At 58.7% G+C, this 17,255-nt stretch carries 14 protein-coding genes; 4 read left to right on the forward strand and 10 right to left on the reverse strand.

Annotated elements, in window-relative coordinates:
* Positions 1–32: 32 nt before the first annotated feature.
* The 3 genes from ASF70_RS00530 to ASF70_RS00540 all read right to left on the reverse strand — a co-directional run bounded on the left by ASF70_RS00530 (position 33) and on the right by ASF70_RS00540 (position 3,476).
* Complete coding sequence (locus ASF70_RS00530) at positions 33–254, reverse strand: hypothetical protein (RefSeq protein ID WP_062460391.1); 222 nt, start codon at positions 252–254, stop codon at positions 33–35.
* A gap of 640 nt (positions 255–894) precedes the next feature.
* The gene (locus ASF70_RS00535; protein WP_244473907.1) at positions 895–1,185 is read right to left on the reverse strand and encodes a hypothetical protein; all 291 of its coding nucleotides are present in this window, start codon (positions 1,183–1,185) and stop codon (positions 895–897) included.
* The gene (locus ASF70_RS00540) at positions 1,182–3,476 is read right to left on the reverse strand and encodes an FdhF/YdeP family oxidoreductase (RefSeq protein ID WP_062576525.1); all 2,295 of its coding nucleotides are present in this window, start codon (positions 3,474–3,476) and stop codon (positions 1,182–1,184) included. Before ASF70_RS00540 ends, ASF70_RS00535 begins: the two co-directional genes overlap by 4 nt.
* Positions 3,477–3,690: 214 nt before the next feature.
* On the opposite strand from ASF70_RS00540, the gene ASF70_RS00545 reads away from it, so the two are divergent.
* The 3 genes from ASF70_RS00545 to ASF70_RS00555 all read left to right on the forward strand — a co-directional run bounded on the left by ASF70_RS00545 (position 3,691) and on the right by ASF70_RS00555 (position 7,140).
* The gene (locus ASF70_RS00545; protein WP_062576528.1) at positions 3,691–4,710 is read left to right on the forward strand and encodes an Ldh family oxidoreductase; all 1,020 of its coding nucleotides are present in this window, start codon (positions 3,691–3,693) and stop codon (positions 4,708–4,710) included.
* 232 nt (positions 4,711–4,942) lie between these two features.
* On the forward strand, positions 4,943–6,247 hold the full coding sequence (locus tag ASF70_RS00550; RefSeq protein WP_062576530.1) for a UDP-glucose/GDP-mannose dehydrogenase family protein: 1,305 nt from the start codon (positions 4,943–4,945) through the stop codon (positions 6,245–6,247).
* A gap of 101 nt (positions 6,248–6,348) precedes the next feature.
* On the forward strand, positions 6,349–7,140 hold the full coding sequence (locus ASF70_RS00555) for a metallophosphoesterase family protein (RefSeq protein ID WP_062576532.1): 792 nt from the start codon (positions 6,349–6,351) through the stop codon (positions 7,138–7,140).
* Between the two features lie 143 nt (positions 7,141–7,283).
* Here ASF70_RS00555 and ASF70_RS00560 read toward each other — a convergent pair whose 3' ends face one another.
* Positions 7,284–8,195, reverse strand: a complete 912-nt coding sequence (locus ASF70_RS00560) for a hypothetical protein (RefSeq protein ID WP_062576535.1) — start codon at positions 8,193–8,195, stop codon at positions 7,284–7,286.
* Positions 8,196–8,411: 216 nt separating this feature from the next.
* Here ASF70_RS00560 and ASF70_RS00565 point away from each other — a divergent pair, with 216 nt between their 5' ends.
* The gene (locus tag ASF70_RS00565) at positions 8,412–9,338 is read left to right on the forward strand and encodes a manganese catalase family protein (protein WP_062458791.1); all 927 of its coding nucleotides are present in this window, start codon (positions 8,412–8,414) and stop codon (positions 9,336–9,338) included.
* 49 nt (positions 9,339–9,387) lie between these two features.
* Here the strand turns inward: ASF70_RS00565 and ASF70_RS00570 are convergent, their stop codons facing one another.
* The 6 genes from ASF70_RS00570 to ASF70_RS00595 form a co-directional block, all read right to left on the reverse strand.
* A complete protein-coding gene (locus ASF70_RS00570; protein WP_062576537.1) occupies positions 9,388–10,692 on the reverse strand; it encodes a glycoside hydrolase family 130 protein in 1,305 nt (434 codons plus the stop codon).
* A gap of 33 nt (positions 10,693–10,725) precedes the next feature.
* On the reverse strand, positions 10,726–13,014 hold the full coding sequence (locus tag ASF70_RS00575) for a glycosyltransferase (RefSeq protein WP_062576539.1): 2,289 nt from the start codon (positions 13,012–13,014) through the stop codon (positions 10,726–10,728).
* Positions 13,011–13,958, reverse strand: a complete 948-nt coding sequence (locus ASF70_RS00580) for a class I mannose-6-phosphate isomerase (protein ID WP_062576541.1) — start codon at positions 13,956–13,958, stop codon at positions 13,011–13,013. The genes ASF70_RS00575 and ASF70_RS00580 overlap by 4 nt, the downstream gene beginning before the upstream one ends.
* Positions 13,959–14,396: 438 nt before the next feature.
* A complete protein-coding gene (gene recX, locus ASF70_RS00585; protein ID WP_062576544.1) occupies positions 14,397–14,906 on the reverse strand; it encodes a recombination regulator RecX in 510 nt (169 codons plus the stop codon).
* Between the two features lie 142 nt (positions 14,907–15,048).
* The gene (locus tag ASF70_RS00590; protein ID WP_244473908.1) at positions 15,049–16,077 is read right to left on the reverse strand and encodes an HWE histidine kinase domain-containing protein; all 1,029 of its coding nucleotides are present in this window, start codon (positions 16,075–16,077) and stop codon (positions 15,049–15,051) included.
* Between the two features lie 222 nt (positions 16,078–16,299).
* On the reverse strand, positions 16,300–17,214 hold the full coding sequence (locus ASF70_RS00595) for a hypothetical protein (RefSeq protein WP_244473909.1): 915 nt from the start codon (positions 17,212–17,214) through the stop codon (positions 16,300–16,302).
* Positions 17,215–17,255 lie beyond the last annotated feature (41 nt).

Here is a 17,255-nt window from a genome sequence, read left to right on the forward strand (position 1 = left end):
CGCCAGGCTCCGACCGATGCAAGCGGCAAGCGTCATGAAATGAGATCGGCGAGCGCTTTGTGGCCGGCAAGCGCTGTTTCCAGTTCCGGAATCGTGTGATTGCCTTCCCGGAACAGGTTGATCATGACCGCAGCCGCGATACTGACGTCCGGATCGCTCCTCTCGAGATGATACTTCGCTCGCCAATTCTCGAGTACGATATCGAGGACTTCAAGTTCCGTGGGGCCGAAGGTCTTTTCCATAAATGCGGGCATGACAAACTCAAACTTCTCAGTGACGGCCATCATTTGGTCGATGCGATGCAAGCTTCAAGAGGCGGGTCATCACTTTCTTACAAATGAGATAAGTTCCAGGTCCCTGCGGAAAAACCTCTGCAACCGCAAGAAGTTAGTTGCAACGCACAATCCTCGCGGTCACGAGCAACGCACCATCGACAGCGCCGACAGCCCTTTCACTCGTTGCTGCAATGCACAGATCTGACTGTCACGACTTTCAGGAACACAACCCCAGTCAAGATCGCAACTGAAACGAAGCAAGACGCAGAAAGTGCCATTGCGGCGACAACAATCGTCGCAAGGTCGAGACAACTCGCCAGCTAGCACAGCACTTGGGGAAAGCATCATCAACGAGGTTGGCGAACGTCGGCGGATACAAGACGAACGAACCCCAAGTGCACGGCAGGGAATGTCCCGCCATTGAGCGATGCGAGAGATGGAGGCGACGGACTTTGCTGTATAGATACCAGTCACCGACGCACAGAAGCCCGGGCTCGATCGCCCCGGATTCCATTGCAGCACCTTATAGGCAATGGGACCATGGTGAGACATGACGTCCTCATGCCCGCACCGGAGGTCAGCGCGGGAAGGAGGTTGCAACCGCCTCCACCAAAGCTTTTTATTCGACGGGAACAGTCGCCCCGTCGTCAGGCCGGCGGTAAAATGTCCTGAGCGTGCGTTCATCCTTGCTGGTGACCTGAAGCCAGGCACCCGGAATCTCCGTCAGTTCACGCAGAACGATCGAATGCTCGATGCCGAACAGCCGCGAAAAGCTGCGGCTGTCCTTGGCAACATCGAGTTCGAGGGCAATGATCATCCCCGCCTGAATGCCGCTGAGGCGGGGATCCTGCTGTTGCAGCCTGGCAGTGAGCGCCATAAACCGGTCTGGATCCGGCGGGTTGCCCGTCACGCCGCCTCGCGACGGCGAACGGAGACCATGACCGATTTGGATGTGGGCGTATCGCTCTCTTCGCCCGCGCTTCCGATCGGCACGAGAACATTCAGTTCGGGGTAATAGCCGGCGATGCTGCCCCGCGGAATGTCGTAGGGGACAAGGCGGAAATCAGATGCAACGCGGGCGATGCCGTCAGTGTACTCGCAGACGACGTCGACACGTTCCCCAGCCTTTGCGGACAGCGCCTTCACGTCCTCAGGGTGCATGAAGATGACCTGTCTTTCGCCGTAAACGCCACGATAGCGATCGTCGAGACCGTAAACCGTCGTGTTGTACTGGTCATGCGAGCGGAACGTCTGCAGCGCAAAGTGATCGTGGCGCTTGAGGGCGGCCTGATTGACGGTCTCGGACGGCAGGGCGATATCGGAGAAGGATGCCTTGCCCGTCGGCGTGACCCACTCGCGATGGGCAGCCGTGTTGCGCAGGTGGAAGCCACGAGGCTTGCGCAGACGCGCGTTGAAATCCTCAAAGCCCGGAATGGTCGCCTCGATATGCTCGCGGATCAGGTCGTAATCGTCGGCCAGAGCCGCCCAGTTGATCATGTCCGAGCCGACGGTGGACGCGGCCATGCCGGCAACGATCGCCACTTCCGAGAGAAGATGCGGCGAGGCAGGCCTGTTGATGCCGGCCGAGCCATGCACCATGCTCATCGAATCCTCGACGCTGACGAGCTGCGAATTGCCGGCAGAGTTAAGATCGATCTCGGTGCGGCCAAGGCAGGGCAGGATGAACGAGACATCGCCCGGCATCAGATGAGAATGGTTGGGCTTGGTTGCGACATGCACGGTGAGTTTGAGCTTGCGAAGCGCCTGCTCGACCAATGCGCTATCGGGCGTGGCGCGGGCAAAATTGCCGCCGAGCCCGATGAACGCCTGTGCGGAACCATCCAGCATCGCGCCGATTGCGGCGATCACGTTATGACCATTGGCGCGCGGCACCGCGAACCCGAATTCTTTCTCGAGCGCGTCGAGGAAGGCAGCCGGAGGCTTTTCGTTGATACCGACCGTCCGGTCGCCCTGAACATTGGAATGACCGCGCACAGGGCACAGTCCGGCTCCCGGCTTGCCGACATTGCCGCGCAGGAACATGAAGTTCGAGATTTCGCGAATGGTCGCGACCGAGTGCAGATGCTGGGTGATACCCATGGCCCAGGTGCAGATGACGCGCTCTGCATGCATGTAGACGTCTGCAGCGCGTTCGATCGCTTCGCGGGTCAGGCCAGACTGCGAGATGATCTCATCCCAGCTGGTTGCCTCGACCGCGGCCAGATAGGCGTCGAAGCCTTCGCAGTGTTCGGCGATAAACGCGTGATCGAGCACGGACGGACGGCCGGCTGCAACAGCTGCTGCTTCCGCGGCCAGAACCGCTTTCGACATCCCGCGCACGGCGGCCATGTCGCCGCCCAGTTGCGGCTGAAGATAGTCGCTGGCGATATCGGTCGCGCCGCCACGCAGCATCTGCAGCTTGTCCTGCGGATCCGAGAACCGCTCCAGACCGCGCTCCTTGACCGGGTTGAAGACGACGATCTGGGCACCGCGGACCGCGGCGCGCCGCAGGTCGCCCAGCATGCGCGGATGGTTGGTACCCGGGTTCTGGCCAATCACGAAGATCGCGTCGGCCTTCTCGAAATCCTCGAGCAGGACCGTTCCCTTGCCGACGCCGATCGACTGGCGAAGAGCCACGCCGCTCGCCTCATGGCACATGTTGGAACAGTCGGGGAAATTGTTGGTGCCGTAGGCGCGCACGAACAGCTGGTAGAGAAATGCCGCTTCGTTGCTGGCGCGGCCGGACGTGTAGAATTCAGCGCGGTCTGGGCTGTCGAATCCCTTGAGGATGTCGCCGATCTCGGCGAACGCGTCCTGCCATGTGACCGGGAGATAGCGATCGCTTGCCGCGTCGTAACGCATCGGATGGGTGAGACGACCGTTGAGCTCAAGCTCATAGTCGGACTGACGGCGCAGCTCGGAAACGGTGTGTGCCGCGAAAAATGCCGGTGTGGCGCGCTTTTCGGTCGCCTCCCACGAGACGGCCTTCACGCCATTCTCGCAAAATTCGAACGAGGAGCCATGCTCCGGATCGCCCCAGGCGCAGCCGGGACAGTCGAAACCGTCAGGCTGATTGGCCTTCAACATTGCCCTCGCACCGGACAGCGGAGAGCCGCTGTTCAGCAGCTGCTTGCCGCAGCTTTTCAATGCGCCCCAGCCGCCTGCGGCCGACGATTTTTTACCGATAAATCCTGTATCCATGCTGCATCTATTTGTCGCGGGGACGATTTGATCAAGCGGCAGAACAGCATGGCTTGATAGGAAATATCTATCGTCGTGATAAGGGGCTCCGATTTATGGTGGTCCGTCGCGGAACTTCTCATCACCGGGATTGAAAGCGCGGCGTCTGCGGCTATTCTCGCGCCGACTGAAGCGACATCTAGATACCGAGCGGAACGGCTACGCAGGAGAGAACATGACAGAAAGTGCCGCCATCCATATCGGCTTTGACGATCTGGTCGCTTTGCTGAAGACGATTTTCGTTCGCAACGGCGTATCTGAGCCAAATGCCCAGATCCTTGCCGAAAACTGTGCCGGCTGTGAGCGGGATGGCTCTTTGAGTCACGGGATTTTCCGCATGCCGGGATATGTATCCTCTCTGAAGAGCGGCTGGGTCGATGGCAAAGCCGTGCCGGAGGTGGAGGACGTCGCCCCGGCCTTTCTCCGCGTCGATGCCAAGGGCGGATTTACCCAGCCGGCGTTCTTCGCCGCGCGGTCCCACCTGATCGAAAAAGTCAAAGCCAACGGCGTTGCGGTCCTTGCTATCCGTCGCTCGCATCACTTCAGCGCGCTTTGGCCGGATGTCGAACCGTTTGCGGATGAGGGGCTTGTCGCCCTGAGCGTCGTCAACAGCATGGCCTGTGTTGTACCGTACGGTGGCCACAAGGCGGTGTTTGGCACCAACCCGATTGCCTTCGCCTCGCCGCGCGCGGGCTCTGCTCCATTCGTCTTCGATCAGGCATCTTCAGCGATCGCTCACGGCGACGTGCAGATCGCGGCACGCGCCGGGCATGACCTGAAGCCCGGCATGGGTGTCGACCGCAACGGAGAACCGACAACCGACCCGAAGGCAATTCTTGACGGCGGTGCTCTGCTGCCATTCGGCGGGCATAAAGGCAATTCGATCGCGTTGATGATCGAAATCCTCAGTGCGGCCCTGACCGGCGGCTATTTCTCAGGTGAGTTCGACTGGAGTGGCCACAAGGGTGCGCAGACGCCGTTCACTGGCCAGTTTTTTGTGGTTATCGATCCCGAGCGGGGCGGCAATTACGCTTTTGCCGACCGTGTTGCGCAGATCTGCGACCTTGTCCTCGATGCCGGTCAAGATCGTCTTCCCGGGGAGCGGAGACATAACACTCGAAAGGCTGCCCTCGCACATGGCATACCGCTCTCGCCCCAAAACCACGACATGCTGATGGCTCTCGCTACACCCTGATGCCTCGTATTTGCAGATGCAATTTCGCGAATATGAACTTCACTGCGCGGAAGAGAAAAAACTTGCCATCGGGGGTAACTATAACGCAGCAAACCCTTTGCCTTTTGCTTGCAAGAAAACATAAGGAGGCATGTAAGGAATGCTTGGAATCAATTTACATCGACAATCTTTAGCCTGACCTACTACATTTTAACTTGCGCAAATATAAGCGACCCAATTCTCAGGAGATTTCATGCGTATCGTAATGGTTGGATCGGGCTATGTCGGGCTTGTGTCCGGAGCGTGTTTTGCAGATTTCGGCCATGACGTGATCTGCGTCGACAAGGCCGCGGAAAAGATCGATGCCCTGAAGAATGGCGTCATCCCGATCTTCGAGCCCGGCCTTGATTCCTTGGTCGAAAGCAATGCCAGGTCCGGCCGTCTTTCCTTCACGACCGAGCTTGCGCCGGCTGTCAGCGAAGCCGACGTCATCTTCATCGCTGTTGGCACCCCCTCGCGTCGTGGCGATGGTCATGCCGACCTCGGTTACGTCTATGCTGCCGCAAAAGAGATCGCAGCTTCGATCAAGGGCTTTACCGTCGTCGTGACGAAGTCCACCGTGCCTGTCGGCACCGGCGACGAAGTCGAGCGGATCATCCGAGAAGCCAATCCGGATGCGGATGTCGCCGTTGTCTCCAACCCGGAATTCCTGCGCGAAGGGGCAGCGATCGATGACTTCAAACGTCCGGACCGCATCGTTGTCGGCCTCTCGGATGACCGTGCCAAGGCTGTGATGACCGAGGTCTACCGGCCGCTGTTCATAAACCAGTCGCCGCTGCTGTTTACATCACGCCGCACATCCGAACTGATCAAATATGCCGCCAATGGTTTTCTCGCCATGAAGATCACCTTCATCAACGAGATGGCGGACCTTTGCGAGAAGGTCGGAGCCGACGTTCAGGACGTTTCGCGCGGGATCGGCCTCGACGGTCGCATCGGATCGAAATTCCTGCACGCAGGTCCGGGCTATGGCGGATCCTGCTTTCCAAAGGACACGCTGGCGCTTGCCAAGACTGCACAGGACTTTGACGCACCCGTGCGTCTGATCGAGACCACGATTGCTGTCAACGACAGCCGCAAGCGTGCCATGGGCCGCAAGGTGATCGCCGCTGCCGGTGGCGATGTGCGCGGCAAGAAAGTCGCTCTGTTCGGCCTTACCTTCAAACCGAATACCGACGACATGCGCGACAGCCCGGCAATCGCCGTCGTTCAGGCACTGCAGGATGCCGGCGCGATCGTGTCCGGCTATGACCCCGAAGGCATGGCGAATGCCAGGCAGATGATGGACATCGAGTTCGCAGCGGGACCCTATGAAGCAGCTGAAGGTGCGGATGTCGCCGTGCTCGTGACCGAGTGGAATGCGTTCCGAGCCCTCGACCTCGACCGCCTGAAGTCCATCATGAAAACGCCGGTTCTCGTCGACTTGCGCAATGTCTATCGCGCTCAGGAAGTTGAAGCACACGGCTTTGCCTATACGGGTGTGGGCAAAAGCATCTGAACCCGGGATCCGGCACATGGCGGTGTTGCCTTGAGCGGGACAAGCAAGAACCTTCAAAGCGACCGTAATCCCTGGCGGATTTCGAACGGGGATTACGGCGCATGCGAAAGATGATCCGCTGGTTGACCTTGCGCGCCTCACCGCAACTTGGCGAGCAGCGCAGGCGAAGGCTCGACCTTGGAAGCGAACCATTACCCTACCCGCTTTACGCGATCGGCGATGTTCACGGCTGTCTGGACCTGTTGAAAAGGGCTGAAGCCGTCATCGCGGATGACATGAGGCGATTGGGACGCCCCGGGCTCATTGTTCTTCTCGGCGATTACGTCGATCGTGGACCCGCATCGGCGCAGGTGCTCGAACATCTCTCGAGCCCCAGCGCTCTGGGTTTGAAACGCGTGACGCTTTGCGGCAACCACGACGATCTGTTCCTGCGCTTTCTGGAGCGTCCCGATGCGTATATGCACTGGCTGGAAATGGGCGGCGACAAGACGCTCGCATCTTACGGCGTGGATCTGCAGCATCTGAACCTCCGCCGCAAAGGTAGCGGCGCGTCTCTCAGGCATGTCTTGCAGGAGGCGGTACCTGAAACGCACCGATCATTTCTTATGGATCTGCCTGTGAGCCTCAAGGCCGGCCAAGTCCTGTTCGTTCATGCGGGCGTGGCACCGGCCATACCGATCGAAGAGCAGCGCGATGAGGATATGATGTGGATCCGCGGGGCGTTCCTCAAGCAAGGGCCTGAACTTCCACATCTCATCGTCGTCCACGGGCATACGCCGCAGGAAGATCCTGATTATGGGATCGGTCGCATCGGGATCGATACCGGAGCAGTCTATTCCGGAAAACTGACAGTTCTGCGTATCGATGGTGAGGAGATCTCGATTCTGCAGTGAGGACCAAGCCTTCTGCACTCCTCACCAGCGGATGCGCTGGCGAGACCGATCTGCGCCAAGACATCGAGCAGACATTGTTCGCATGAAAAACCCGCGCCATCGGCATCTACCGTTGGCGCGGGCTCGTTGTTTTGCTTGTCAGATCAGACCGTGCGGCGACCGACGGTCTCCGTTACGACCACGTTCTTCTTCGTACCGAAGCTGCCACCGACCCAGCCGGCGATTGCGCCGAGTGCCAGGGCGATGAAGCCAAGGATTGCACCAGCAGATACGGCAGTTGCCGTGGCTTCTGCGGCTTCAAGTGCCTGCTGCTTTGCAGCTTCGACGTTCTCGCGGTATGTTGCCTCATACTGCTGAACCTGCTGGCGAGCCTGTTCGACCGGGATGTTCTGCGAGCGAGCGATTGCTTCAGCGGCACGGTTGCGGGCATCTTCTGCCTTTGCCTGGTCGCCGGTTACGGCTGCCTGAACGGCTGCAACTGCAGCGTTCTGGAGAGCCTGCGGATCGTTACCGGTTGTGCTGCGGATCTGCTGCTCGATACCGGCCATCGGGTTGGCGGAATTGGCAATTGCAGGAGCTGCGGTCGACGCAGCCGTTGCTGCCGTCTGGCCAACGCCACCGATGACGCTCGACAGGCCGCTGAATGCGCCGCCGACGAGAGCGCCGATCGAGGTTGTCAGCATGTAGAGGACCACGAGCGTTGTAACAGCCCAGGTCGTCAGACCATGGTAACCGCCCGTCGAGTTGCTCGGTCGGCCGGACAGGCGGCTCGAGACGTAGCCGCCGACGAAGGCCGCAATGATCCCGGCGATGACAAACCAGATGCCGCCGGCGATGGAGAAGGTGCTGGCAGTCGGGTTGTCGGACGTGACCGGATCAAGAACCGCGGCACCAAGACCGACGCCGAGAAGATTGAGCAGGAACTGCACTGCAAGCGCGATAACGACGCCTGCAAAGATTGCTCCCCAGGATACTTTGTTCAATGCCGACGTCGCATTGACTGAGACGCCATGAGTGGTTTCGTGCGGTAGATGGGTTGTGACTGGTGTTACCATGATGGTGATCCTTAAAGCGCCTCACAGACGCGTGAGTGCGCCGTTAACAGTTTCGCCTCATTCAAGTTCCGTCAAAATCGTCGGGCATCACGAAATATTGGAACAAAAGCAACATAATCACCTTCGACGGTTAATTCTGAGCATGAGTAATATTTCCGGGGAACAAGCATCTCGCCCGGTGGTTGGGACGAGACCTACAACCAAAGGAATACCTCAATGTTCATGCGAGTTGATCAGCTGCAGGCAAATCTGCCGGCACCGAAACGTGCTGACCCCAATGCTGCCGCAGCACTCCAGGAATTGCTTGGCGGGAAATATGGAGAAATGTCGACGCTCGGAAACTACATGTTTCAGAGCTTCAACTTTCGGTCCAAGGAAAAACTGAAGCCGTTCTACAGCCTTGTTGCCAGTATCACTGCAGAAGAACTTGGCCATGTCGAGCTTGTCAGCAATGGCGTTGGAATGCTCAACAACGGCCCGGACATTCCAGGGGGCGACGAAGGCGACGGTGGCGATATTTCGGGCGCACCCTTCGAGGATATGAAGGATATGCGGTTGGCCGCGGCCTTTCTGTCCGGTGGCGGTGGAGCGGCTCCGATCAACAGCAACGGCGTATCGTGGAATAACGATTTCATCACCAGCACGGGCAATGTCGTCGTCGATCTCTTGCACAATTTCCATCTGGAATGCGGTGCCCGACTGCACAAGCTGCGCGTCTACGAAACGCTGACGGACCCGACGGGTCGCGAAGTCTGCGGCTATCTTCTCGTGCGCGGTTCGGTTCACGCCCATGCCTACGCATTGGCGCTGAAGAAAATCACCGGCGTTGAAATCGAAAAGTTCCTGCCGACGCCGAACATTCCGCTTTCCAAGATCCCGGAATGCCAGAAATACCTGGATGAGGGTTCGCATCGACGGCTCTACACGTTCAGCCCGAACGACTACAAGGAAATGGCCGGTATCTGGGGGAATGGCGAAGTCGCTCTTCCGAACGATCCTCCGGGCGAGCTCGAAGTCGTCGATGGAATGCCCGACGGTGGCAAGATCCACCAGTTGACCGGCGTTCCCTCGGCATTCACGCCGGATTACGCGCCGGAAGAAATGTTCGAGATCGCAGAAAAGCTTTACAAGAAGTCGCGTTAATTCAGTCGGCGGCGGGGACTTTGGTCCCCGCCGTTTTTCACTGGACGTGTCACCCGTCCAGGGTCTGCAGCAGCTCCGAAATCCTGATCGTCGAGAAGTTGGAAACCGTATCGCAGACTGCGTATGGCAATATGATCAGGTCGCCGTGCCGCATTCCACCGCATGTGTAGACGACGTTCGGGACGTACCCCTCACGTTCCGACTTTTCCGGACGAACGAGCGGATCGCGTGACCGGGCGAGAACCTTCGAGGGATCCTTCTTGTCGAGAAGTGCGGCCCCGATCGCATACCGACGGACCGGGCCCACACCGTGTGTGAGAAGCAACCATCCTTCGTCGAGCTCGATGGGTGATCCGCAATTTCCCATCTGCACGAACTCCCAGGGAAATTTGGGACGCAGGATCGCTTGGCCGCCGTTCCATTCGTGCAGGTCGTCGGAATAGATCAGGTAGAGATTTTCGTTGTCCTGCCGACCGATCATCGCGTAGCGACCATCAATCTTCCGCGGAAACAGCGCCATCCCTTTGTTCATCGCCGCGGTGCCGGTCAACGGCGTCATCTTGAACGAGATGAAGTCGCTGGTCTGGAGCAATTCCGACCGGATGGCCTTGCCGCTGTAAGCGGTATAGGTCGCATAGAACGTCTTTTCCTCATTCTCCTCCGTCTCGAATTCGACGAAGCGTGCATCTTCGATGCCGTTCGACTGAGCTGGTGTCACCGGAAAGATGACGCGTTCGCTGATATGCTGGTCGGCGCTGAAACTGAGTTCGACGCTCTCATCCGGTGAGCCTGACAGTGGCGTTTGGATCGTTGGGGTGGATGCAAGCCGTGCAGTCGGTTCTATCTCCACGCCGCCATCGGGCGCGATCAGTCCCGTGCGGAACGTCAACGAGGAGACATGCCCCTCGCCGACGGCTCGCAGGCTCAAGACAAACCGGCGGCTACCCTCCGGCACGCCCGATTGATCCGGATGAGCGACGATACTGGGGTTGAACAGTGCCGAGGCTTCAAACGAATATTCGTTGAGGAAGTAGGCCCCGATCAGCTGTCGCTGCGTCGGGCTGAAAACCGTGTGCGGCGCAAAGGCTTCTTCCATCTCCTTCGCGCGTGCTTCGAACGTCGCCAGGAGGTTACGGTGGCGGCCCTCAAAATTCTCGAGCACGTCCGCAAGAAGAAGATCGGCGGCCTGCCTTTCCAGCGCCAGCACCCGATCGACAATAAGGTTCGCCCGGGTTTTATCCGTCGGATTCAGATCCCGGGGTTCGGTAGCGGGCTTGAACGGACGCACGACCACGCGGGAGGAATCGGGTCGTAGGAAGAGCGATTGGCGGTTGACAACAACGGCTTTTGACAAGGCGATCTCATTTCATTTGAACGGAATTCGGGATCAGGCACTCAGGGCGTGCAATTGGGAGGAGGTTGCCGATTGACTGCCGCTCCGCACGATCCTGCGGTATTCGACGAGGCCTAAGAGGTAAGCGAGCACGGACTCGGCCCCCCTGTTCTCGTTGGGGCGTGCGCGATGCAGCCCATCGCGACAACTTCCGGTGTCAATGTCCACGAGCGGGACGGAAAGGTCATTGGCACCCGTAAACCAGTCCAACGCCATCCGTGCATTGCTTTGCCATTCAGGGCGTTTCTCGGCATGCCAGGCCGTCAGGCAGGCAGAGATGGTTGCGGCCGCCTCGACCGGCTGCTGGTCGAAATGCTGTGGCGGCAAGCCGACATCACCGAAACCATCCGAACCGACCGGGCGGAAATGCCCTGTCCGTGCAGTCTGCATCGTCATCAGCCAGCGCAGGCTCTGCAGGCCAGCGGAGATATGGGTTGGCTTCTCAGCGGCCAGACCCGCAAGGATCAGAGCTTGCGGAAGACGGGCGTTGTCATAGGACAACCCCTCTTCAAACCACGGCCGATCCGGTGTGGCCACACGCGAGAAAAGCGCCATCAGCCGATCTGCAAGAGTGGACCGAACCCGTCGGGCATTGATGTCGTGTCGCCGGGCCGCGCAATATCCGTCCAATCCCAGCAACGTGAATGCCCAGGCGCGAGGTGAGGTGAAATCGACTGCTGTCGGAAGGGCTTCGGCAAACAGATCGGCAGCCCAGTTGCGTCTCGCCGAACTGGTGTCGTTGAGTGCGCATTGTCCAAGCGCCCAGAGGGTGCGGCCATGGCTGTCTTCCGAGCCCTTGTCTTCCAGCCATCGCCGGTCAAAACCGATGAAATTGCGAAAGTGCTTTTGATCCGGGTTCCACGCATGCTGGAGAAAGGACGCAAACCGCGTGGTCAGGATATCGGGCAACTGGGTTTCGCCGGAGGCCATGAGAGTGACTGAAAGCAGCAGCGCCCTGGCATTGTCGTCGACGCAGTAACCATGCGACCGGTCCGGGACAGAATGGACGGCATGCTGGAATAGTCCGGTGTCGTCACACATCGACAAGAGGTATGCGAACTGGAGCTCGGGCACACCGGGCGAGCCGAGGGCCGACGGCTTGCGGCCAACTGGCGGGACAGCACCGGGCCGGATTTTTGGCTGGATGACCGCCTCAAACAGCGAGAGGTATCGCTGGCCCGTGCGCTGCCAGGTCATAGACCGACTGGCGGCATAGGCGCGACGGCGTATCGCGTTGCGACTGTCATCGTCGGTCAGCAATGCTGCGATTTCCTGACCGATCGCCTCGGAATCGCCGAACGGTACGAGAACGCCGGAGCCATCCGCAAGGAGCTCGCTCGCGTGCCAGTACGGGGTCGATACAACGGCTTTGCCGAGCCCGAAACTATAAGCAAGCGTGCCTGAGGTCATCTGGGCTTCGTTGAGATAAGGCGTCGCGTAGACGTCGCACATCGAAATGAAGTCGAGGAGGGTCGGCAGGTCGACGAAACGGTCGAGGAAGACCACATGGTCTTCGATGCCGAGATCCTTTGCACGCGCTACGAGCGACTGTCGATACGTCTCGCCCTCGGTCCGCACAAGATTCGGGTGGGTCGCGCCAAGCACGACGTAGACTGCGTCCGGCCTGCTCTGCAGGATCACCGGCATCGCGTCGATCATGACCTCGATGCCCTTGTTGGGTGACAACAGGCCGAACGTCAGGATAACGGATCGCCCCTCAAAACCGAGTTTCGTCTTCGCCTCGTCCGGCTCGCTGAAGGCGATTTCCGGGATTCCGTGCGGGACGAACTCGATTTTCTCCGCCGGCACATCATAGACTTCCTGCAGCAGCTCGCGCCCCCGCGCGGCCATCACCACCACCTTCGACGAGATATCGACGATATTGTTGAAGACCCGGCGCTGAGATGGTGTCGGTTCGGCAAGGACCGTATGCAACGTCGTTACGACAGGCATCGTCAGCCGTGACAACAGCGCCAGGATATGACTTCCGTCATTGCCTCCGAAGATGCCGAACTCGTGCTGGAGGCAGACGATATCGAATTTCTCAGCGTTCAGGTATTTCGCGGCTGCGACATATTCCGCAAGGTCGTCGTCCGCGATCTGCAGATGGACGCTGTGCGGATAGTCATACACCTGGCCATGATCCGTCATGGCGACAATCGCCGTTTCGACGTTTGCCGAGGTTTTCGATACCGCTTGCTCAAGATCCGTCGTGAAGGTCGCGATGCCGCAGCGGCGCGGCAGTGAGTTGCCGACGAAAGCAATTTTCCTGGTCTGGGTCATGACAGCGTCTCCGTTGAAGGGAACGCTGGAACGTCCGCTAAGGGTTGAACAATGGTCGTCTTCCTGAGATCCGGCATGTCCCGGAGCGGACCGACGTACTGCAGCAGGTTTTCCCGGGCGTCTTTGCCGGCATAGGCGAGCAAAGCTGTGATCGGAGCAGCACCGGCTTGTATAGATGCGTCTTCCGCTTCCAGGAAAACGGCATCACCAAGCTTCAGCTGCATCGATCCTATCGACGCTTCGCCCGCAAGGAGAAGCAGCCAGCATTCGCTTTCGGCCTTGAGTTGCCACAGCGTGTTTGCAGCAAGTGTCACCCGCTCGAGCACTAAGAAGTCGCAGGAGACGAGTAGCGTTCTCTCTTTCGTCAGATGACGCATCGGTTCCTGGCGCGGTGCCGGTCCCAGCTGCGCCACTGAAACTGCCTGTTCGATATGGAGTTCACGCGCGCTTCCATAGTCGAAAAGACGGTATGTCGTGTCACTCGCCTGCTGAATTTCGGCAATGACGAGCCCCGCACCGATCGCGTGGATGGTTCCGGCAGGGACGAAGAACGCATCGCCCGCATAGGCTTTTTGCCAGTTGAGCAGGCTACCGATCGAACCGTCGGAAATGGCGTCGCGCAACTCCTCCGTGGACACGGGCGTTTTCAACCCGATCCCCACTTCGGCGCCGTCGTCAGCAGAAAGGACGTACCAGGCTTCCGTCTTGCCGTTCCTCATGCCGACTCCCTGCGCGGCCGCGTCATCCGGATGAACCTGGATCGACAGCGCCTGAGACGTGAACAGCAACTTGAGCAGCAGTGCAGAAGCGTCACGGTCTGGACCGTTGCGCGCGTAGCGCAGCTCGCCAATGACAGTCGTGCCGTCCGACTGGCTCCACGGCTTCAGTTCACGACGGCCCCACGGCTTTGCTGCGGGCTGCACGCCTAGATGTTCTACCGTCATGATACCTCGTGGGTATGCCGCTAAGATCAGTTCGATCTGAGGTCGGTAGCTGCGCCAGCAAATCAGGGTGGAACGGTCGCTATCGCAACGATGTCAGGTTTTGAAACGCGCCCTGGGATATCGGAACCCGCCGGGCCATTCGCGCCGGCAGCCTGTCAGGCTTTGCGCAGGCATACCTGATATAGGGTTATGTCCTACGGATTTCAATTTTTAAATAAAATCAGCCACCAACCGCAACAAAATCAAATTCTTCACGCATCAGAGATTTTATAAATTATAAGTATATTGGTAATTTACTTAGCTGGTACTGATGAGATACGCTTTAAAAGCGCAAAAAATGCAAAAGTGTACTATCGACACGCATTTCTACGACTTAGGAATACGCTGCAACATCTAGCCAGCATCGCCCCAATGACCGGAGAGCTGTTCGGCGCTCCTTCACACCACGTCTTCGCTCAGGACTACCTCAGCATCGTCGCGATGCATCTCGAAAACCTGCCTCCCGATTTCCGAGCTGAAGCCTGCGCGTGCAAACGATGCGAGCTCCTTGGCCTTGCGTTTCTGATCGAGCTCCACTCTCCTGAACGGGCCAAATGCCCGCTTTCGCGCGAGCACGACCGCGGCACGCAGATCGTTCACGTCAGCGACTGCCTCGGAGGCGGTTTCCCGGTCTATTCCCTTGATCACGAGCCGCTGCGAAATCGCGCGTTTCGACCGGCCGCTTCGTTGCGCAGAACGGGTCGCGACTTCTGCGTAAGCCTGATCATCGAGAGCGCTGTTGTCATATCCGAACTTCACGGCAAACGCCGCAAGCGCCTCGACCTGCGCATCGCCGATGTCTTCGAACTTTTCCCGCGCCTTGCGCGTGATCGCTTGCCGGAGCTGCTTTTCCGTGTGCATCCTTTTGGACAGACGATAGATAGCGGAGTTCCGCGCCCATGACAGCATACGCGTCGTCGGGATATCCGATACGGGTTTTTCAGCAAGCTCGTTGCTGCTATCGTCTGGTAAAGGCTCCAAAATCAAGTCCTTGTTCCAGTTGTATCACGCGATAACTGACAATCAGAGAACCTTGTTGTATCAACCGCGGTCAGGTTTTTTCGAACTGGATCCTGGACAAGGGCATCGCAGTTGTCACGACGACACCGTCCGGCTCGTAATCGGTCGTGGCGGTTCCGTAAGAGTTCAGACTGGACGCGATGAGCCGAGAGCCAAATCCCTTTCTGGTCGGGATAGCGACGGGTGGCCCGCCGACTTCCCGCCAAGACGAGATTAGAAAATCCTCTCCCTCCCGGGCTTCGATTGTCCATGCAATCTCGATGTGGCCATTGCTCTCGGAGAGTGCGCCGTACTTGGAGGCATTCGTGAAAAGCTCGTGCAGCACCAGCGAGAACGACAGGGCAGCCTGGGGATCAAGCTCGATCTCCGGTCCCTCGATCCGGACGCGGTCGGAACCCTCAAGACCAATGTTGATCGTTGCGGCGTTCACGATCTGGCCAAGCGTTGCGCTCACCCAGTTCTTCTGAAGCAAAATATCGTGTGCCGAGGCATAGGCCGACATGCGCGACTGGAGCTTCTCACCGGCGTCTTCGAGCGAGGCCGCATTGCGGATCGACTGCGTTGCAATCGACTGCACCACCGAGATGGTGTTTTTCATCCGGTGACCGAGCTCAAGCATGAGCAGGCGTTGCTGGTCGGCCTGTTCTCTTTCCTGCGTTCTGTCGCGAAGGATTTTGATGAAGCCTATGACGGTATCGTCATCGGATCGCAACGCCATCATCTCGCCGGACGCCCAGAAGGTTGAACCGTCCTCGCGCAGATGCCATCGCTCGTCGCTACCACGTCCCTGGCTCAGGGCGGCAGTCATCTCCCGTTGCGGAATGCCCTGCTCGCGATCCTCGAGCGTGAAGAAAGCTGTGGCCGGCCTGCCCACCATCTCGTCTGCATCCCAGCCGAGAACACGCCGAGCACCCTCGTTCCAACTGGTCACGAGACCATCGAGATCCATCGAAATGATCGCGTAGTCGATCGCGCTCTGGACGATGGCTTCGAGATACCGCTCTCTTGAGGAAATTTTGTCTGTGGGTATCTCGATCTTCATCAACTGGTCTTTCGCCATATCGGTCCCAACGTGGTGGCACGAACCAGCTCAACTGGGGAATTTTAGCACTATCTGCAATCCCTATTCAAAGAGGATCGTGGAAATCGTGTGGCACAAGATCGGCCTCCCGTCGAGCCGCCATAGGCGACCCGATCTCGAAGCTGGCGGTGAGACGACAGTTCACATCGTCGGCGTCTCCCGCCTGAGCCATACAGCGGAGGAAAGCACCGACAGCCAGTCTTACAATTCGCCCTTATGAAGAAGGGTGCGAACATCGTCGGAGACCTGGTTGGCGGCTCCCAGCGTCTCGATCAGTTGCGCCTGTCGGCTTCCTCTCAATCCCGCGGTCGTCAGCTGCTTGTCGCGGACATAGGTATAGATGCCGCTCACTGCGAAGGCAGTCGCATGGCTGATCTGGGCTTTCTGGTCGGAGAGCGTGCTCTGGAACAGATCGCCGCCGTAGAACTGCCGACGAGCAAGCGGGCTGGCGAATGCGAGCTCCAACACCGCAATGTGCCGGAGCTCGTCTGGAACAGTATGATCGACGCCGGGAGCAGGCGGTGCGGGTTTTGCGTTGTCGTAGACATCGGGCAGGTGCAGACGCACTTTCATAGCGGCAGGGTCTGAGGAAATCTTCTCGGCAAGGTTCGTCATGAACGTTGCAAAGGCAAACGCATCGCCTGTCCTGGAGCCGAGATGGACGTGGATGCGATCAAGTCCGTCGTCTCCGTTGGGAACCGGGTCGGCGCTGCGATCGATGAGTGTGGTTGAGCCCTTGGGAAGGGCATAGGCAACGGTTGCTGCAAACATGTTCTGCTCGTCCGCAAACAGGATCGAGCAGGCGTCATTGAATTCCTCCTGGTCGGCCGCCGTCTCGAAGCCGATCTCGACGCCGCCGTCCAGGACATAGTTTTCAAATGGCGAAACCCCGTCGATTTCAGGCCAGAGATGCGCGTCCTGTTCGCGGTTGAAGTGGTTTTGTACATACCATCCAAGCCCGGGGATTCGGGAACAGAGCGGGCCATGCACATCGCGCCAATAATTGGCGAACGTTTCGTGCGGCACTTTTGGACGACGAAGGACGGTCGTGTAGGTGTTGATCGCTATGGCGGCATCGCGCGCCGCAAAATTCGTATCGTTCGGTGAAATGGACAAATGAAACTCCGATTCGTTGCACGGGGAGAACATGCAGCGGT

The organism is Rhizobium sp. Leaf321, assembly GCF_001423215.1.
In the GTDB taxonomy this organism is placed as follows: domain Bacteria; phylum Pseudomonadota; class Alphaproteobacteria; order Rhizobiales; family Rhizobiaceae; genus Neorhizobium; species Neorhizobium soli.

Excerpts from the sequence above, each read along its gene's own strand:
- ASF70_RS00580 (WP_062576541.1), bottom strand. The coding sequence starts at position 13,958 with ATGACGGTAGAACATCTAGGCGTGCAGCCCGCAGCAAAGCCGTGGGGC.
- ASF70_RS00575 (WP_062576539.1), bottom strand. The coding sequence starts at position 13,014 with ATGACCCAGACCAGGAAAATTGCTTTCGTCGGCAACTCACTGCCGCGC.
- ASF70_RS00565 (WP_062458791.1), top strand. The coding sequence starts at position 8,412 with ATGTTCATGCGAGTTGATCAGCTGCAGGCAAATCTGCCGGCACCGAAA.
- ASF70_RS00530 (WP_062460391.1), bottom strand. The coding sequence starts at position 254 with ATGCCCGCATTTATGGAAAAGACCTTCGGCCCCACGGAACTTGAAGTC.
- ASF70_RS00590 (WP_244473908.1), bottom strand. The coding sequence starts at position 16,077 with ATGGCGAAAGACCAGTTGATGAAGATCGAGATACCCACAGACAAAATT.
- ASF70_RS00550 (WP_062576530.1), top strand. The coding sequence starts at position 4,943 with ATGCGTATCGTAATGGTTGGATCGGGCTATGTCGGGCTTGTGTCCGGA.
- ASF70_RS00560 (WP_062576535.1), bottom strand. The coding sequence starts at position 8,195 with ATGGTAACACCAGTCACAACCCATCTACCGCACGAAACCACTCATGGC.
- ASF70_RS00540 (WP_062576525.1), bottom strand. The coding sequence starts at position 3,476 with ATGGATACAGGATTTATCGGTAAAAAATCGTCGGCCGCAGGCGGCTGG.
- ASF70_RS00555 (WP_062576532.1), top strand. The coding sequence starts at position 6,349 with ATGCGAAAGATGATCCGCTGGTTGACCTTGCGCGCCTCACCGCAACTT.
- ASF70_RS00545 (WP_062576528.1), top strand. The coding sequence starts at position 3,691 with ATGACAGAAAGTGCCGCCATCCATATCGGCTTTGACGATCTGGTCGCT.
- recX (WP_062576544.1), bottom strand. The coding sequence starts at position 14,906 with ATGCTGTCATGGGCGCGGAACTCCGCTATCTATCGTCTGTCCAAAAGG.